The organism is Aquimarina sp. AD1 (assembly GCF_003443695.1).
GTDB lineage: Bacteria > Bacteroidota > Bacteroidia > Flavobacteriales > Flavobacteriaceae > Aquimarina > Aquimarina latercula.
Genome location: NZ_CP031966.1, coordinates 927,155 through 946,116 on the forward strand (window position 1 = coordinate 927,155; position 18,962 = coordinate 946,116).

Annotated in this window: 18 protein-coding genes; 8 read left to right on the forward strand and 10 right to left on the reverse strand. The window is 32.0% G+C overall.

Translation table 11 applies throughout. The features are described from left to right. Positions 1-16: 16 nt before the first annotated feature. Positions 17-706 (reverse strand): TIGR00730 family Rossman fold protein, encoded by a 690-nt coding sequence (locus D1815_RS04220; protein ID WP_027391673.1) that lies wholly within the window; start codon positions 704-706, stop codon positions 17-19. A gap of 91 nt (positions 707-797) precedes the next feature. Beyond that, positions 798-3,629 carry an excinuclease ABC subunit UvrA gene (uvrA, locus tag D1815_RS04225; RefSeq protein ID WP_118386020.1) on the reverse strand — a complete coding sequence of 944 codons (2,832 nt, stop codon included), beginning with the start codon at positions 3,627-3,629 and terminating at the stop codon, positions 798-800. 152 nt (positions 3,630-3,781) lie between these two features. Here uvrA and D1815_RS04230 point away from each other — a divergent pair, with 152 nt between their 5' ends. Next, positions 3,782-4,306 (forward strand): hypothetical protein, encoded by a 525-nt coding sequence (locus D1815_RS04230; protein ID WP_118386021.1) that lies wholly within the window; start codon positions 3,782-3,784, stop codon positions 4,304-4,306. Beyond that, entirely contained in the window at positions 4,307-5,749 is a 1,443-nt protein-coding gene (locus D1815_RS04235) for a DASS family sodium-coupled anion symporter (RefSeq protein ID WP_118386022.1), read from the forward strand. A gap of 45 nt (positions 5,750-5,794) precedes the next feature. On the opposite strand, the gene D1815_RS04240 is transcribed toward D1815_RS04235, so the two are convergent. Together D1815_RS04240 and aroB are read right to left on the reverse strand one after the other, a co-directional pair. Further along, complete coding sequence (locus D1815_RS04240) at positions 5,795-6,511, reverse strand: hypothetical protein (RefSeq protein WP_147404203.1); 717 nt, start codon at positions 6,509-6,511, stop codon at positions 5,795-5,797. A gap of 47 nt (positions 6,512-6,558) precedes the next feature. Further along, positions 6,559-7,629: a 3-dehydroquinate synthase gene (gene aroB, locus D1815_RS04245; RefSeq protein ID WP_118386024.1), complete on the reverse strand. Its 1,071-nt coding sequence runs from the start codon at positions 7,627-7,629 to the stop codon at positions 6,559-6,561. Between the two features lie 166 nt (positions 7,630-7,795). Between aroB and D1815_RS04250 the strand changes: the two genes are divergently transcribed. From D1815_RS04250 to D1815_RS04260, 3 genes are all read left to right on the forward strand, one after another. Then, complete coding sequence (locus D1815_RS04250; RefSeq protein ID WP_118386025.1) at positions 7,796-8,971, forward strand: proline dehydrogenase family protein; 1,176 nt, start codon at positions 7,796-7,798, stop codon at positions 8,969-8,971. A gap of 5 nt (positions 8,972-8,976) precedes the next feature. Next, on the forward strand, positions 8,977-9,357 hold the full coding sequence (locus D1815_RS04255; RefSeq protein WP_118386026.1) for a VOC family protein: 381 nt from the start codon (positions 8,977-8,979) through the stop codon (positions 9,355-9,357). A 76-nt stretch (positions 9,358-9,433) separates the two neighbouring features. After that, complete coding sequence (locus D1815_RS04260) at positions 9,434-10,006, forward strand: pentapeptide repeat-containing protein (protein WP_118386027.1); 573 nt, start codon at positions 9,434-9,436, stop codon at positions 10,004-10,006. Here the strand turns inward: D1815_RS04260 and D1815_RS04265 are convergent. Continuing rightward, on the reverse strand, positions 9,996-11,492 hold the full coding sequence (locus tag D1815_RS04265) for a PLP-dependent aminotransferase family protein (RefSeq protein WP_118386028.1): 1,497 nt from the start codon (positions 11,490-11,492) through the stop codon (positions 9,996-9,998). The genes D1815_RS04260 and D1815_RS04265 overlap by 11 nt on opposite strands. 73 nt (positions 11,493-11,565) lie before the next feature. Between D1815_RS04265 and D1815_RS04270 the strand changes: the two genes are divergently transcribed. Then, entirely contained in the window at positions 11,566-12,225 is a 660-nt protein-coding gene (locus D1815_RS04270; RefSeq protein ID WP_118386029.1) for a pyridoxamine 5'-phosphate oxidase family protein, read from the forward strand. Between the two features lie 22 nt (positions 12,226-12,247). Beyond that, the gene (locus D1815_RS04275; protein WP_118389861.1) at positions 12,248-12,538 is read left to right on the forward strand and encodes a DUF1272 domain-containing protein; all 291 of its coding nucleotides are present in this window, start codon (positions 12,248-12,250) and stop codon (positions 12,536-12,538) included. Positions 12,539-12,692: 154 nt separating this feature from the next. Here the strand turns inward: D1815_RS04275 and D1815_RS04280 are convergent, their stop codons facing one another. The 5 genes from D1815_RS04280 to D1815_RS04300 all read right to left on the reverse strand — a co-directional run bounded on the left by D1815_RS04280 (position 12,693) and on the right by D1815_RS04300 (position 17,493). Further along, the gene (locus tag D1815_RS04280) at positions 12,693-13,067 is read right to left on the reverse strand and encodes a DUF4258 domain-containing protein (RefSeq protein ID WP_118386030.1); all 375 of its coding nucleotides are present in this window, start codon (positions 13,065-13,067) and stop codon (positions 12,693-12,695) included. Positions 13,068-13,180: 113 nt separating this feature from the next. Further along, positions 13,181-14,380: an alanine dehydrogenase gene (locus D1815_RS04285; RefSeq protein ID WP_118386031.1), complete on the reverse strand. Its 1,200-nt coding sequence runs from the start codon at positions 14,378-14,380 to the stop codon at positions 13,181-13,183. A 154-nt stretch (positions 14,381-14,534) separates the two neighbouring features. Further along, on the reverse strand, positions 14,535-15,065 hold the full coding sequence (locus D1815_RS04290) for a hypothetical protein (RefSeq protein WP_118389864.1): 531 nt from the start codon (positions 15,063-15,065) through the stop codon (positions 14,535-14,537). A 376-nt stretch (positions 15,066-15,441) separates the two neighbouring features. Beyond that, entirely contained in the window at positions 15,442-15,846 is a 405-nt protein-coding gene (gene tsaE, locus D1815_RS04295) for a tRNA (adenosine(37)-N6)-threonylcarbamoyltransferase complex ATPase subunit type 1 TsaE (protein ID WP_108804074.1), read from the reverse strand. Positions 15,847-15,942: 96 nt separating this feature from the next. Beyond that, the gene (locus D1815_RS04300) at positions 15,943-17,493 is read right to left on the reverse strand and encodes a PglZ domain-containing protein (RefSeq protein ID WP_027391658.1); all 1,551 of its coding nucleotides are present in this window, start codon (positions 17,491-17,493) and stop codon (positions 15,943-15,945) included. 232 nt (positions 17,494-17,725) lie between these two features. Here D1815_RS04300 and D1815_RS04305 point away from each other — a divergent pair, with 232 nt between their 5' ends. Further along, positions 17,726-18,955 carry an HD domain-containing protein gene (locus tag D1815_RS04305; RefSeq protein WP_118386032.1) on the forward strand — a complete coding sequence of 410 codons (1,230 nt, stop codon included), beginning with the start codon at positions 17,726-17,728 and terminating at the stop codon, positions 18,953-18,955. Positions 18,956-18,962 lie beyond the last annotated feature (7 nt).

The following is an 18,962-nucleotide window of genomic DNA, read 5'->3' on the forward strand; positions in this document are numbered from 1 at the left end:
GTGAAAAGAGGTGTCTCTAGAAATTTGGACTTAAATTGTATTTTCCATAGAATTTATCTAGAATCTGTAATACTTCTTCTGGAGTATCTACAATATGAATTAAATCCATATCTCCAGGACTTATGTTTCCAAATTTATCTAAAAGAGTACTCTTTACCCAATCCATTAGTCCTCCCCAGAACTCAGTACTTACTAAAATAATAGGAAATGTTGCTATTTTTTTTGTTTGTATCAATGTTATTGCTTCAAATAGTTCGTCGAGCGTACCAAATCCTCCAGGCATAACCACAAATCCCTGAGAGTATTTAACAAACATTACTTTTCTAACAAAGAAATAATCAAAATCTAAGCTTTTATCACTGTCAATGTATGGATTATCGTGTTGTTCAAAAGGTAAATCAATATTTAAACCTACAGAGGTTCCTCCACCTAAATGAGCACCTTTATTACCAGCTTCCATAATACCTGGACCACCACCAGTAATAACTCCATATCCGTGATCTACTATTTTATGAGCTACATCAACAGCTAGTTGATAATATTTGTCATCCGTTTTAGTCCTGGCGGATCCAAATATAGATACACAAGGTCCTATTTTACTCATTTTTTCAAATCCATTTACGAACTCTCCCATGATCTTAAAAATAGCCCAAGAATCATTTGTTTTTATTTCGTTCCAACCTTTGTGATGTTGTTCTTTTCTCATAAAATTTATTTTATTACCTCAGTTGATAACTGATATTTGTTTAACAAGTTGTTGTTATTTGTTTATTTATTTTCAAAATTGAAGAAATTATTTATCGCAGTTCTTTTTCTAAAAACTTCGCAGTATAACTCTTCTTGTTTTTAATAATTTGTTCAGGAGTACCTTTTGCTACTACCTCACCACCGTTTTTACCACCTTCATATCCTATGTCAATAATATAATCAGCCATTTTGACTACATCAAGGTTATGTTCAATTATTAGTACCGTATTACCTTTATCAACTAATTCGTTTAATACGTCCATTAATACTCTAATATCTTCAAAATGAAGCCCTGTTGTTGGCTCGTCTAAGATATAAAAAGTATTTCCGGTATCTCTTTTGGACAATTCGGTAGCCAGTTTTATTCGTTGTGCTTCTCCACCTGATAGTGTTGTGGATTGTTGCCCAAGTGTAATATATCCTAAACCAACACTTCTAATAGTTTTAAGTTTTCTAAAAATTTTAGGAATTTGATCAAAAAAATCACAAGCTTCATTGATTGTCATTTCCAACACATCAGAGATGGATTTTCCTTTATATCTTATTTCTAGGGTTTCTCTATTAAATCTTTTTCCCTGACATGTTTCGCATTCTACATACACATCTGGTAAGAAATTCATTTCTATAACTCGCAAACCTCCTCCTTTACAGGTTTCACATCTACCTCCAGCTACATTAAAACTAAAACGTCCAGGTTTATATCCTCGAATCATTGCCTCAGGTGTTTTGGAAAATAAATTTCTAATCTCCGAAAATACACCGGTATATGTAGCAGGATTAGATCTTGGTGTTCTTCCAATTGGGGATTGATTAATATCGATTACTTTATCCGCATTTTCTAAGCCTTTTATCTTTTTATAAGGCATTGGTTTCTTAACTCCATTAAAATAATATGCATTAAGTATAGGATATAATGTTTCATTTATCAGTGTAGATTTACCACTACCAGAAACTCCTGTAACAGCAACCATCTTTCCTAAAGGAATATCTATAGAAACATTTTTTAGATTATTCCCGGTTGCTCCAGTTAAAGAGATTTTCTTACCGTTTCCTTGTCTTCTTTTTTCGGGAACTTTAATTTCTTTTTTACCACTTAAATAATCAGCAGTAAGAGTGTTGTGAGTTAGGAGGTTTTTTGGAGTACCCTCACTAATAATTTCTCCTCCGTGTTTTCCTGCTCTAGGTCCAATATCAATGACATGATCAGCTCGCTCGATCATATCTTTATCGTGTTCTACAACAATCACGGAATTACCTATATCTCTTAATTGTACTAAGGAGTTAATCAACTTCTCATTGTCTCGCTGATGTAGTCCAATACTTGGTTCATCTAAGATATATAATACTCCTACTAATTGAGATCCTATTTGTGTTGCTAACCGAATACGTTGTGCTTCTCCACCAGAAAGTGATTTACTGCTTCTGTTTAAAGATAGATAAGTTAATCCGACATCAATTAAAAATTGTATTCTAGCATTGATTTCTTTTAAAATTTCGCCAGAAATTTGTTTCTGCTTCTCACTTAGTCGTTCTGGTAATTTTTTAAACCAATCAGCCAATTCACTTATATCCATATTAGCCAAATCAGCAATATTTTTCTCACCAACCTTAAAGTATAAAGATTCTTTTCTTAATCTAGAGCCATTACATTCAGGACATTGAATATTATCCATAAAATCTTTTGCCCATCTACGTAAAGAAGTCGAATCATTATTAGTGTAGGTATTGTCTATAAATGTGGCAATTCCTTCAAAATCAATTTTGTATTCTCTTTTAACACCAAGTGTTTTACTATCTACAGTGAATTTTTCTTTTCCTCCATAAAGAATAATCTCCATAGCCTCTGCTGGAATATTCTTTATCGGGTCGCTTAATTTGAAGTCAAAACGCTGGGCAATTAATTCAAGTTGCTTAAAAATCCAATTATTTTTTTGAGGTCCTTGCGGAACTAAACCTCCATTTTTAATTGATTTAGAATCATCAGGGATAATTTTTTTTACGTTTACCTCGTACAGATTTCCAATACCGTTACATTTAGGACATGCTCCTTTTGGAGAGTTAAATGAAAAGTTATTTGGTTCAGGGTTAGGATAGGAGATTCCACTAGAAGGGCACATTAAATTTCTGCTAAAGAAACGTGCCTCTTGGGATTCTTGTTCAATTACCATTAAGACATCATCACCATGATACATAGCAGTATTAATGGTTTCCATCAGCCGTTTAGAATTGTCTTTATCATTACTAACAGCAAGACGGTCAATAACAATCTCGATATCGTGATTTTTATATCGATCTAATTTCATGCCTTTGGTGATATCTTTAATCTCACCATCAGTTCTTACCTTAACAAAACCTTGTTTGGCAATTTGCTCAAAAAGTTCTCGGTAATGTCCTTTTCTAGATCGTATAATAGGAGCGAGAATATTTATTCTCTTTCCATTAAAATCTTTGAGAATAAGATCTTTGATTTGCTCATCACTATAGCTTACCATTTTCTCGCCGGTATTATAGCTATAGGCATCACTTCCACGTGCAAACAATAGTCTTAGGAAATCATAAATTTCTGTAATTGTTCCTACTGTACTTCTCGGACTCTTACTTGTGGTTTTTTGTTCAATAGCAATAACAGGAGAGAGGCCATCAATTTTATCCACATCAGGTCGTTCTAAACTCCCTAAAAATTGTCTGGCATATGCAGAAAAAGTTTCAATATACCTGCGTTGTCCTTCAGCATATATTGTGTCAAAAGCCAATGACGACTTACCTGATCCGGATAACCCTGTTATAACAACAAGTTTTTCACGGGGTATGGTTACATCAATATTTTTTAGATTATGAACTCTTGCACCTAAAACTTCAATATTTTCCTCTGAAACTGCCATAAATTTTTAACCAAGATTGCAAATGTAGTTATTTGTAATGTGTTAGTAAAATGAGGCTGGCTTTTACAATTGTTAAATAGCTGTTATAATTTTTTATAAATCAGTGTATAAAACCGTCATACTTTTTTATTTTAGCTTAAAAACATAGATTAATGATATTAGGAATTGGCTCTAGAATAAAGCATCCAACCTATGGATTGGGTGTAGTTACTAATGTTACTGCAAAAATGTATTGGGTAACTTTTATAGAAAATGGATTAGAAACTATTGATGTTGATGAAGATTTTGAAATAATCGATGGAGTAGAGGATGAAGTTGATACTATTAGTTTCTATGAAGTAGAAAAAACATTTAGAGAGTTGTTAAAACGTTATAGCGATATCTCAGAAATAGTTCCAATCGCTGATAAATGGAAAGGCGGAAAATTAATTTTGGAACCAGGTGATTCTAATTTAGCTTCTAAAGAAATTCCTATTGATACTTTCTTTCATAAAATTGTAATGGTTCGAGATCGTATCCGGGTAATGGAACAAAAGATTAATAGCTCTAAAGCGATAGATGATCAGGATAAGGTTGACTTACAGCAATATATTACCCGTATGTATGGCAGTTTAACTACGTTTAATGTACTGTTCAATAATAAGTCCCAACAATTCACAGGAAGTAGCAAAAAATAAATGACACCATATCCACTCATCAAAAAGATTGGATTAATAGCTGGGCCGATATTATTTTTGCTATTGATCAATCTTCCTATTGTTATCGTTTCAGAAATTGCCGACAAAGTAATTTCGGTAGCGGTTTGGATGATTGTTTGGTGGATAACGGAGGCAGTTTCTATATCGGTTACAGCTTTGATTCCTTTAATATTATTTCCATTAGTGGGAGTTTTGGACCTTAAAACAGTTTCACAAAGTTATGGTAGCCCAATAGTATTTTTGTTTTTTGGTGGTTTTGTGATGGCGTTGGCTTTAGAAAAAGTAAATCTCCATAAGCGAATAGCACTGTCTATTATAAAAATAACAGGAACCAGTCCTGATCGTGTGATTCTTGGATTTATGATTGCTACAGCTTTTATGAGTATGTGGATTAGTAATACGGCTTGTACAGTGGTGATGCTTCCAATTGCTTTATCCGTGATACAGCTTTTGGTAGATGATGAAGATGGTTTTACTAAAAATGACAGAAACTTTGCACTGAGCATTATGTTAGGGATTGCATTTTCTGCTAATGTAGGTGGAGTTGCAACTATTATCGGTACACCGCCAAACTCTGTATTAGTTGGGTTTTTAGAAAATGAATATAAAATAGAGATCTCTTTTCTGAATTGGATGTTACTAGCATTTCCTTTTTCTGTATTGATGATCGGAATTGTTTACTTAGTGATCGTAAAATGGATATATCCTAATCGTATTGTTGACTTTTCTGCTTCTAAAGAAGTTATTGATCAGGAATTAAAAAAGCTTGGTAAAATTAAACAAACGGAGAGAAGAGTGTTAATGATTTTTAGTGCGGTGATATTTTTATGGATTTCTAGAACTACAATTAATGGTTTTTTTCCTGGTTTAAAATTATCAGATACTGGAATTAGTATGATGGGAGCCTTCGCTTTATTTGTTATTCCTTTTAAGTTAAGTAAAGGAGAGTTTACATTGGTTTGGAAAGATACGCAAAAACTTCCTTGGGGGATTCTAATTTTATTTGGTGGAGGATTAGCATTAGCAAGTGGTCTATCTCATGCGGGTTTGATAGAGCTAGTAGCTAATATGATTGCAGCCAATAAAGGATTGAGCTTATTGGTTGTTACACTATTACTGATCGTTTTTATGCTCTTTATGACAGAATTAATGAGTAATGTAGCTTTGGTAGCGATTTTTGTTCCTGTAGTAGCTGGAATTGCTTTAGGGTTAGATATACCAATGCTTCATTTATTAATTCCTGTAACAATGGCAGCAAGTTGTGCATTTATGTTACCTATGGCAACACCACCAAATGCTATTGTATTTGCTAGTGGTTTTGTAAAAGTATCTGAAATGGTAAAAGCGGGACTAATTCTAAATATCATATCAGTAATATTATTAGTCTTATTGTTTAAATTTTACGTGTCTCTATTGTTTTGAGATATGGAATCAAGTACAAAGTAAAGAGTACTGAATAATACTTGTTTACTCATTCCAAGCTCTTAAATTACTAATTGGAATTCCAACACCTAATGCCTTGTGATATTGTGCTAAATAGGCTCCGCTTTCCGTGGTTTTCCAGTTCTCCCAACTAGCTTCGATACCTCCAATAGGAATTAATGAAACCCACATTTGATAGGTAGTTGGTATATAGTTTTCATCTACTTTCCATAGATAAGAATCTCCAGGTGTAGTGCCGCCCGAATCATAAGTAACTAATAAGCCTTTACTACCATTTTCTAAATCAACTAATTTTCGAGTCACTCCATTATCAAAAAGTTTGTGAGGGGCTACCACCCAAAAAGAATCATTATTAAAATAAGCTAGTGCTTTGTTTAATAACTTATCTTTCTTTGGAGAATCAATCAAGTTTCCATTCTCAGTAATAGAACTGTTTTCAGAATTTTGTAGATCAAGGTTTGCTCGATAAGTATCCCATTTTACTTCGACCTTTCCAGATTTTTTATTCCAGATATAATGATTTTTGTCTCTAAAAGACCACTGAATATAGTCCGTATTAATGAATTTATCGTGGTTTACTGCTTTCTGCATTTGTAAAGCAAAGTTATCAGCTTCTTCTCCTGCGATACCATTGGGCATTTTTTGATGTAAAGAGAAATATAGAATAGCAATTAGAAATATTACAATTACCAATAAACTGGTGAAAAATATTTTTAAAAGTTTAAAAAGACGTTTTTTCAAGATAGTAAGATTTTATTCAGTTTTAAAGATATTAAATCAAACCGAAATTATAATGAAGCATAGTATTCAAAAGCATCAATTATTAAATCATCAGAAACAATACAGTTATATTTTGCGTCACCAATTGTATTTAATAAAACAAAATAAATATTCCCTTTTTCATTCTTTTTGTCATGAACCAGTAGTTTCATAATAGTTGGATAATCTTTGGGGTCAATATCAACTTTGGGGAATGTAGCTAGGATCACTTGAGTAATTTGTATAAGTTCTAATTCTGTAACAGATAGCAGTGCTGCGGATATAAAACCTTCCAAAATCATACCAATGGCGATCGCTTCTCCATGTAATAATTCAGGTTTTTCTGGATGTGTTAAATAAAAAGATTCGATCGCATGACCAAGTGTATGACCAAAATTCAAATATTTTCTGATATTCTGTTCAGTAGGGTCTTCAAAAACAATCTTATTTTTGATAATTACAGAGTCGTAGATTAATTGATCTAAATCATCTGTGGTTAACTTAGAGAGGTCGCTCATTTTATCCCAATATGCTCTGTCTTGTATTAATCCGTGTTTTAGCATTTCTGCAAAACCGCTACACATTTGATTAACAGGCAGAGTTCCTAAAAATTCAGTATCCACAAGAACCATTTCGGATTCGCTAATGACTCCCACCATATTTTTAAGATTCCCAAGATCCACACCTGTTTTTCCTCCAACAGAGGCATCCACCATGGCTAATAAAGAAGTAGGTACATTAATATAGCTAATACCTCGTTTATAGGTGCAAGCGATAAATCCTCCAAGATCAGTAACTACACCACCACCTAAATTAATTAATAAACTTTTTCTGTCAGCTCCATATTCTGCAAGTACATTCCATATGCTAGTACATGTATCGATGTTTTTGTTGATTTCTCCTGGTTCAATTTCTAAAACTTCTACTTCATATTCTTTTTCAATCTTACTCATAAAATGAGCATAACAGTTTTGATAGGTATTACTATCAACAAGAATGAAAATTTTAGAATGGTTTGCTTTTTCTAAATAAGCATTAAGAGCAGTGTAGCATTCATCGTTAAAATATACGATAGAATCTTTAGAAACTATGGGCTTCATAAAAGGTGTTTTAACAGGCTGTGAAATTAAGTAGAATTTGTAATAAAATAAACTTCCAAGTTCTATATTTGCAGATATCTTAAAACAAATAGCTAGTAGTTAATAATACTATGGTTATTTTAATGAATTTAGGTTGATTGTTAAGAATATTTAAAATTTAGACTTAATGAAGGAACATACTTTGTTTGATAATACCGAAACTGCTTTTGCTTTAAAAAGTGATTCGGAACTGGAAAGAGCATATTTTCTTTTTAAAATGATTGCTAATGAACCTCTTGTTCGTATTGGTACTGCGGTAACCAATTTTGCGTTGAAAGCCCATTTACCCGTTAAAGGATTAATTAGAGCAACGGTTTTTGATCATTTTTGTGGTGGAGTGGATGAAGAAGATTGTTTGCCAGTTGTTGAAAAAATGTATGCCAAAGGAAGAGTTTCTTCCGTGTTAGATTATTCTGTTGAAGGTAAAGAAGAAGAAGAGCAGTTTGATCATGTGCTTAAGAAGATATTGAAAATTCTTGATTTTGTAGATCAAAAAGAAGCAATTCCTTTTGCGGTGTTTAAACCTACTGGTTTTGGTAGATTTCTAGTATGGCAAAAGAAAACAGAAGGTACTCCATTAACTAAAGAAGAAGAACAAGAATGGAAAAGGATAGAAGAACGTTTTGATCAGGTATGCAAAAAAGCATATGAATGTGATGTTCCGCTGTTAATTGATGGAGAAGAAAGTTGGATGCAAGATGCTGCGGATGAGTTAGTGGCCAAAATGATGCGTAAGTACAATAAAGAAAAGGCGATAGTATATAATACATTGCAGTTGTATAGACATGATCGATTGGCTTATTTAAAAAGGTTGCATGAAGAGGCGAATGTATACGGATTTAAGATCGGAATGAAGATTGTTCGTGGGGCTTATATGGAAAAAGAAAATGATCGCGCTTCAGAAAAAGGATACCCAACTCCAATATGCGAAAGCAAAGAGGCTACAGACCTTAATTTTAATACTACTTTAGAATATATATTGGAAAACTTAAATGATATTTCTGTGTTCATTGGTACTCACAATGAAATAAGTTGTTATCAGGCTGTTGAATTGATGAGAAAACAAAAAATTGTAAAAAATGATCCTAGAGTTTGGTTAGGACAGTTGTATGGTATGAGTGATCATATTAGTTTTAATTTGGCTTCAGAAGGATATAATGTTGCTAAATATTTACCGTTCGGTCCTGTAAAGGATGTTATGCCTTATCTTATAAGAAGAGCAGAAGAAAATACTTCGGTTGCTGGTCAAACAACTAGAGAGTTAGATTTGTTATCTAAAGAAAGAAAAAGAAGAAAATTATAACAACTATGAATCTGAATCAAGTCACTGTTCCATCTAAAAATGTGGAAAAATCTATTTCTTTTTATGAGAAATTAGGTTTAGTGCTAATTGTAAAAGCATTACCACATTATGCTAGATTCGAGTGTAAAGAAGGAGAAGCTACTTTTTCTATTCATGAAGTTGAAAAATTGCCAGAAGGAGAAGGTGTTTACATTTATTTTGAAACGGAACAACTAGATAAAGAGGTGGATACGCTAAGATCTATAGGAATAGAATTCGATCTATTACCAACAGATCAAAGTTGGTTATGGAGAGAAGCAAGACTTAAAGATCCCGATGGAAATAATATTATTTTATATTTTGCTGGCGATAATAGGAAAAACCCTCCCTGGAAAATAAATAGTTAGTAACGATACTAGACAAATTTGTTATATAAATTGTACTGAGAATTATTGGTTAAAATAGCTTCTAACAATCACATATATGAATAACATAATATTAGATCAAACATTTACTAATCACGATTTTTCTAATCAAAAAATACCAGGCACAGAATATGATAATTGTTCATTTGTTAATTGCGATTTTACAGAGGCAAATTTATCCGTTGTACTATTTTTAGAGTGTACATTTATAGATTGTAATTTTACCCAAGTTATGATGAAACAGGCTTCTTTTAGAGATGCGTGTGTTTTTGAAAATTGTAAACTTTTAGGAGCAAATTTCAGTAGTTGTAATGCATTTATGTTTTCGGTAGAGTTTAAAGCTTGTGTGTTAGATTATGCTTCTTTTTATGGTTTTGAATTAAAGAATATCTTATTTGCTAAATCTAAGCTGATAGGTGTTGACTTTACAGAAGCTACAATTACTGGTTCTGTCTTTAATAATTGTGATTTGTCTACTGCTATTTTTGATCAAACAAATGCAGAAAAAGTGGATTTTAGAACAGCAATTAATTTTGATATAGATCCTACAAATAATAGGTTAAAGAAAGCTACGTTTTCTAAAGATAATATGAAAGGGTTGTTAAAGAAGTTTGATCTAATTATCGAATAGATTTCATAACGGTTTCTAATGTATTTATAACAGTAATAATTTCTTCTTTGTTTAAAGCTGCAAACCCTATTCGTATTCCATTGTGTCCTAGGTTGTTGTTGTCATAACGCCTCCATTCGGGATTAAAAGCTACATTTAATTTTAAAGCTTCTGCCATTACTACATCCCAATTATAAGGTTGTTTTAATCTAACCCAAACTGCCATTCCTCCATTTGGAGTTTCAAAATCAAAAAAATCAACAAGCTTCTCTCTTAATAAACCGCAGAATAGGTCTCTTCGTTCTTTATAAATCTTTCGAACTTTATTACTATGTCTTTGGACATCTCCATTGATGATCATTCTTGCTAATGTTTGTTCTAATAAAGTGTCGCCTTGTCTATCGATAATACGCCTTAATCTTGCTGCCTCATCTATAACATCTTTAGCAGCAATAAAATAACCAATTCGTAAAGCAGGAGCAATAATTTTTGTAAACCCTCCAATATAAATCACATTCCCTTTGGTATCATTACTCGCCAATGGTAGAATAGGTGCATTGCGATAATGAAAATCATAGTCATAGTCATCCTCTATAATTGCAAAATTATTCTCTTGTGCTAGATTAAGTAAATGCATACGTCTTTCTGCAGATAAAGTTACAGTTGTAGGATGGTGGTGATGAGATGTAACATAAACAGCACTAATCTTGTTTTTTTTACATATTTTTTCAATTTCCATAGTATTAATACCATGTTGATCTACAGAAACTTGCTTGATAATACCATTAGCTTCTATAAATGTATTATCGGCTGTCATATAATTGGTGTTCCCTGTGACAATAATTTTCTGATCATCAAGCAGTAATTCACTTGCAAGGTAAATTCCCATTTGACTTCCTCTTGTTATGAGAATGTTATCCGTAGTTATTTTTAACCCTCTCGTTTTATTTAGATATGATACTAGTGCTTTGCGTAGATCGAAATTACCATGTGTATCACCATAGGTTAATAATTCTTGGTAATGTTTTTTATTTGTAATGTTTCTATAGTTTCTTGCAATATCTTCTATAGGCGCCAATCGGTGATCAGGAACTCCTTCATCTACTTTAAGAGAAGCTTGTATGGTTTCTATTCCTTTTATAAATAAGTTTTTACGTTTTTTAAAATCAAACCCCGATATGTTTTTCGATGAGACAGGTTTATTAGAATTAGCAAGTTTTTTCGGGTTTATAATTGGTAAATTGTGATTAACAAACGTCCCTTTTGCCGGAATACTTTCTATCCAGCCTTGTGATATTAGTTCATCATAGGCTGCGATTACAGTTTTGCGATGTATTTTTAAATCTTCCGATAATTTACGTGATCCAGGTAGCTTTGTAGAAGGAGCTAGTTTTCCGGATTTGATAAATCCAATCAATTGATCACATAATTGTAAGTAGAGGTGTCGACTTGAATTTTTATCTAAATCGATGTTGCTCTTAAATGGAAATATTACCGGACTACTCATAATATGCAAACTGGATTAATTTAATACACCATAAAACTACTAATTTTGATTTAAATCAAAAAAAGAACAAGTAATGTCAGAATATAAAGTTACCCCTCTTAATAAAGTAATTAGAGGGGCAAAAAGAGCTACCTACGATAAGATGGAAATTAATAAGATTTTGGATGATACCTTTTTATGTCATGTAGGATATGTTTGGAACAATCAAGCAATAGTGATACCTACAGCGTATGGAAGAGAAGGAGACACGATTTATATTCATGGTTCGTTAAAAAATAGAATGATCGTTAATTTGTTGGAAGAAGGTAAAGCAAGTATTTCTGTAACTCATCTCGATGGTTTGATTTTGGCAAGATCTGCATTTCATCATTCTGCGAATTATCGATCTGTGACTGTTTTTGGAAATGTACGCAAAGTGGAAGATCCTAAAGAGAAGATGAGTGCTTTAGAATGTATTTTAAATCATATGGTTCCGGGACATTGGAATAATATAAGAAAACCTAATACTAAAGAATTTAATGCTACATTAGTAATGGCTATTAAAATAGATACTGCCTCAGCTAAGGTAAGGGCAGAAGGTGTTGTGGATGAAAAAGAAGATCATAATTTACCAATTTGGGCTGGTGTCGTACCTATTAAACAAGTTGCATATGAGCCTATTTCGGAATCTAATTTAAACCCTGAAATTAAAATCCCTAATGCTGTATCGCAATATGTGAATGATAATAGTTAAGGTAGAATCAAATTTAATTAGTATGTTAGAAATTAGACCCACCTGTGAAAACTGTAATGTATCATTACCTAATGATAGTAAAGAGGCAATGATTTGTACTTTTGAATGTACTTTTTGTAAAGATTGTGTGGATACTGTTTTGTTTAATGTTTGTCCAAATTGTGGAGGAGGTTTTACTAAAAGGCCATCTAGGCCTACCAAGTTATTAGAAAAATATCCTTTAAGTACCAAAGTGGTTTATAAACCAGTAAAACTCGAAAAATTCAAGAAATTACTAGAAAAGTTCAGAGGTACTAACCCTAGAGAGCGATAGGGAAGGTTTGTTAGGATATAGATTTTCTTTTTTCTCTAGTTTTTTGTTCTACAAAAACTCAAACAATAGCAAGAACAATACCTGAGCCTAAGGCAATAAATTTTGTATTGGTAAAGAAGATTTTGATTTTTGGATGATTAGTAAGAAACTCTAATTATTTTAAAATCTCTAAAGCATTCATTCTAGCAATAGAATCACAATTTGCTATATGTAGTCCAATATTTTTTTCTTTAATCTGCCCTTCTATAAAATAGGTGTTACATGAATCTAATTTAGTATTGCTTTTTCCAAAATCCACATTTCCAGTAGTTAATATAGACGTGATGTCTGCAGTATCTATGTTATGGATTTGCATGGAACTTAAAATATCTTCGGAGAATACACGCTCTTTAATTCTTATGTTTTTTAATACTCGAGCATTGGGAGAATAGTCGCAAGACGCGTTTTTTCCTCCTAAGAAAAACAGGAGTAAAAATAATCCGATAATAAATCCAAAAAAGTAAAATCCCAGTCTATGTGCTAGTTTCATATCTTTCTAAAATGAAACTTCAAAAGTAAGGAAAGTTTTGGAGTTACAAACTTTCTAAATAGGAAAGAAGATTATAAAAAAACCCTTTTCCTTAGTGTTTTCAGGTATTAAAATTATAGTATTAAAAGGTTGATGTCTCTATACGACAGGTCAAACCAATCAGCTATAGATTTACTTGTGAGAATTCCGTGATAAAAGTATAATCCACTTTTTAAACCTCGATCAAAACGAACTGCATTCTCTATACCACCTTCATCTCCGATTTGTAATAGGTATGGGGTAAATATATTACTAATAGATAAAGATGAAGTTTTTGCATATCGTGATGGGATATTAGGAACACAATAATGCACTACACCATGTTTTTCAAAAGTTGGATGATCATGAGAGGTTACCTCGCTGGTTTCAAAACAACCACCCATATCGATACTAACATCTATGATTACAGCACCATTTTTCATGCGCTCTACCATGGTTTCAGAAACAATGATTGGCGATCTGTTTTTTCCTCTAACAGCACCAATAACTACATCACAGCGTCTCAAGGCTTTTAATAAATTTTTGGGCTGTATTGTTGAGGTGTATAATGGTCGTCCTATGTTAGTCTGAATACATCTAAGTTTTGTAATAGAGTTGTCAAAAACTTTTACATTAGCACCTAATCCTATAGCAGAACGAGCTGCAAATTCTCCTACCGTACCAGCACCAATAATAACTACTTCTACGGGAGGAACACCACTTATATTTCCCATCATTAATCCAGAACCTTGAGTAGAACTACTCATTAATTCTGAAGCAATTAATACAGCTGCCGTTCCTGCAATTTCGCTCAATGCACGAACTGCTGGATAAGCTCCGTCTGCATCTCTAATAAATTCGAATCCTAAAGCTGTAATCCTTTTTTTTGCCAATTCTTGGAAATATATCTTGGATTGTGTTTTTAGTTGTAACGCAGAAATTAAAACTGTTTGTGGATTGATATGCGTTAATTCTTCTATTGATGGTGGTTCAACTTTTAGGATAATAGGGCAACCAAAAACTTTTTTAGTATCATTTGTGATCTCTGCACCGGCCTCACTGTATTCGCGATCAGTAAAACTTGCTCCTAATCCTGCATTAGTTTCTAATAATACTCGATGACCATGAGCTGTTAACGCAGCAACGGCATCCGGAGTTAAACATACTCGCTTCTCCTGATAACTAGTTTCTTTAGGTATGCCTATAAAAAGTTTTCCTTTTTTTCGAGCGACTTCAATCATTTCTTCTTGAGGTAGAAGCTGTTCTTTGGTAAAAGGAGAGGTTGGTTTGCTCATCTGTGTGATATTCTTTATCTCAAATTACGAATAAAAAAGGATAGCATCCAAATTTAGTATTACCGTATTTGCAAAGGTTTATATAAGTAATGCAGAATTACATAAATAAACCCCTTGTATATTTAAATACACATAAATTATTAATGTTTCACAACTAGCGAAATCGATTCCACCAAGATTTTTTATTCGATTTGTTTAAAGAGTTTAATTCTGACAGATCAATACCATGTATTTTATCAAAGATTTTTGTTCTCATAGAATATACCGTACATAATATAATTATTACAACTGGTATTAGATAATAAAAATGATCACTATCAATTTGTTCTGAATCTTCTAGAATGATAAATACAAGCTGAAAAGAGTAAAGAGAAATTGGAATCAGAATAACAGGGTACCACCAATGCTTACAGGTGAAAAACCATATTATGAATAGGAGTAAGGGGATAAGTTTTCCGAGTACAACCCATATAAATACATTAACACTTTCATAATATTTACTTTGATAAGTGAAAAAAGAATTTTCCCAGATGGCACCATCTGGGAAAATATCATTTATGTAAAATAAAAAAGGAATTATAGCTATTAAAATAACTACAATATTACTTAGAGCCAGGTACTTTGATTTTTTTCTTGGGGGATAAGATTGATTTTGAGATAGTTTTTCCTTGCTGGGTGTTGTCATTTTGTGTGGTTGAGGTATTGAGTTTTGTCTGGTTGTCATTATCTACATCGGAGAATATGTAGGTTGTTAGGGAAAATAAAAAACTAAAAATAATGGTTGTTGTGATTTTCATCTTTATAGGGTTTAAATTAGTTATGGTCCCAAACTTAGATGAAAATCTATCGGTAGCTCAATTCAAAAAAATTGTAGTTTTGCAAGCTGTAAGAAGGTTATTTTGTTACTGCAAAAAAGTATATTCCTTACGTGATTCCTGTTGAAAAACATATTTTTATCGATTAAGTACTAGTAAAAAACAACAATAAAAATAGGTTATTCTAGCTGTAAGAAAAAGCGTAACTCTGTTAAAGTTTATTAAAATGACTTTTTTAACATCTTTTTACCCTAAAAAAAGTACTCTTTTACCATCGTTTAATAGCTCAATTTTAATTTTAACACTATTTTCTGGTAATAAATTGGATATTTTTTCTGGCCATTCTATAAATACCCAAGCATTGGTGTCTAGGTATTCTTCAAAACCAATATCATAAGCTTCTTCTTCGTCTTGTATTCGGTAAAAATCAAAATGATAAATGGTGTTTTCTTCACCTTGGTATTCATTTACTAAAGAGTAGGTAGGACTAGAAATGGTATCACGTACACCTAGTTGTTTGCAGATCTCTTTAATTAAGGTTGTTTTACCAACTCCCATTTCTGCATCAAAAAGCAATGTTTTATGTTTGGAGTGGGTAATAATGTGTTGTGCAGTTTGCGAAAGTTCGTCTAGGGTATACGTTATCTTCACTACAGTTTGTTTTTAGAATGACTTGTCAAAGTTAATAAAGCGTATGTACTATTATATTTTTTAATAGTACATACGCTTTTATAATAAATGTTTTATTTATCGCGGATTTAACACCGCAAACGGAATAATCATTTCTTCAAGAGAAACTCCTCCGTGTTGATATGTATTTCTATAATATCCAACATAATGATTGTAATTGTTTGGATACGCAAAGAAATAATCTCCTTTTGCAAAGATAAATGAACTACTCATATTAATGGATGGTAGATGAATAGATTTCGGATTTGTAGCTGCTAATACTTCTTTATCTTCATAAGTAAGACTCTTTCCAGTTTTATATCTTAGGTTTAAACTAGTATTCTTATCACCAATCACCTTAGAAGGGTTTTTTACATTAATGGTCCCGTGATCTGTAGTAATTAATAATTTAAATCCCATTTGCTGTGCTTGTTGTATCATCTCTAACAAAGGAGAGTTTTTAAACCAGCTTTGGGTTAATGACCTGTATGACTTGTCGTTCGAAGCCAACTCTTTAATCACTTCCATTTCAGTTTTACTATGCGACAACATATCTACAAAATTATAAACAACAACTGTTAGATCATTGTCTTTAAGTCCTTTAAAATTAGCTGCCAAGGTTTTTCCAGATCTTTCATTTGTGATTTTATAATATTCGTGCTTAATGTCAAGACCTAGTCTTTGTAATTGCGCAGTAAGAAACTCATTCTCGTTCATGTTTTTACCACCTTCATCCACATCGTCTAACCAAAGATCCGGATGTCTTTTCTTCATGTCGGCAGGCATAAGACCGGAGAAAATAGCATTACGGGCATATTGTGTTGCAGTTGGTAAAATACTACAATACGATATTTCTTCTTCTTTTTTGTAATAGTTATTTACAATGGGTTCAAATGCTTTCCATTGATCATACCTAAGATTATCAATTACTACAAAAAGTGTTGGTTGTTCTTTACTTAACTCTGGAACTACTTTCTCTTTAAAAAGTGTATGAGACATAATTGGAGCGTCTCCATCTCCGTTAAACCAGTCCGGATAATTCTTGTCAATAAATTTACAGAATTGAGAATTTGCTTCTACTTTTTGAGATTCTAAAATCTCAAACATTCCGGTATCTTCAATATCTTCTAATTGAATTTCCCAATACACTAGTTTTTGGTATAAATCAACCCATTCAGAATAGGAATTTACCATAGCCATATCCATAGCTATTTTTCTAAATTCCTGCTGATAATTTGAAGTCGTTTTTTCAGAAACTAATCTAGAATGATCTAAATTCTTTTTTAGACTCAGTAAAATTTGATTCGGATTTACGGGTTTAATTAGATAGTCAGCAATCTTGCTTCCAATTGCTTCTTCCATAATATATTCTTCTTCACTTTTAGTAATCATTACCACAGGAAGGCTGTCATTCTTTTCTTTGATCTCCGCTAATGTGTCAATTCCTGATAGTCCGGGCATATTTTCGTCAAGAAAAACGATGTCAAAATTTTCATCTTCAAGTGTTTCAATCGCTTCAGTACCACTTTGGCATTTGGTAACTTGATAATTTTTCTTTTCGAGAAATAATATATGTGGTTTCAATAAATCAATTTCATCATCTACCCAAAGTATCTTTATGTTGCTCATTATTATGTTATTTTTTTATTCGTTATTACCGGATGGTTATGTCACAAAACGACTAAATGAGTATAGTTTATATAATTTTTACTCTTTAGTTTCATTTTATTTAGTGACTGTTTCTATTTTAAATAATTACAATTTTACTTTATCAATATATAAGGATATAGTATAATTCATATCAGTTAATTCGTAATTCTGAATCCATACATATATATTTGTTGATAAAAGTACTATAAACTTGAAAAAAAGAAATAAACTCAAAATATTAAACGATCCAATTTACGGTTTTATTACCATACCTAATGAACTAATTTTTGATCTTTTAGAACATCGATATTTTCAAAGATTACGTAGAATATCTCAGATGGGCTTATCATATTTAGTGTATCCAGGAGCGCATCATACTAGATTTCATCATGCTTTAGGATGTATGCATTTAATGCAAAATGCAGTGCGAGTCCTTCGTTTTAAAGGAGTTAGTATTTCTGCGGATGAAGAAGATGCATTATATATAGCTATATTATTACATGATATAGGACATGGTCCTTTCTCTCATGCGATGGAACATAGTATAGTTAATGAAGTAAATCACGAAGCAATTTCCTTGATGTTTATGGAGGAAATCAATAAAGAATTTAACGGGAGTTTAACGCTCGCTATACAAATTTTTAAAGGAGAGTATCACCGTCAATTCCTGCATCAGTTGATTTCTGGACAATTAGATATGGATCGTTTAGATTATCTAAAGCGAGATAGTTTTTATACCGGAGTCGCAGAAGGTAACATTAATAGTGAACGTCTTATCACCATGCTAAATGTTGAAGAGGATGAATTGGTAGTTGAAGAAAAAGGGATATATTCGGTAGAGAAGTTTTTATTAGCAAGAAGACTTATGTATTGGCAAGTATACTTACATAAAACTAGTATAGTAGCCGAAAGTCTATTGATTAGAGTTCTAAAAAGAGCAAAAGAATTAGTTGATCAAGGAGAAAAATTAAATGCTAGTAAACCTTTGTTGTTTTTTCTAGAAAATAAAATAACTGCAGATAATTTTACAAAAGAGGTTTTAGAAACTTTTTCGAAGTTGGATGATTATGATATAGTATCAGCTATGAAGGAATGGGCAACTTCTGAAGATTTTGTTTTACGAAATTTGTGCAATATGATTATCGATAGAGATTTATTGCGTATAAAGATTAAAAAGAAAACATTTAATGCGGATAAAATAGATAAACGTATAAATGATTTTAGATTAAAATCTAACATTTCTGAAGAGGAAGCACGTTATTTTATATTTACAGGAATGATTTCTAATCAGGCTTATCATCAAAATAAACAGAATATAAATATTTTATATAAATCAAGCAAAATAGTTGATATTGTGAGTGCTACGGATCAATTTAATTTGAAGGCGTTATCAAAACCAGTGACTAAATATTTTATATGTTATCCAAAGTACATAGATTAACACATTT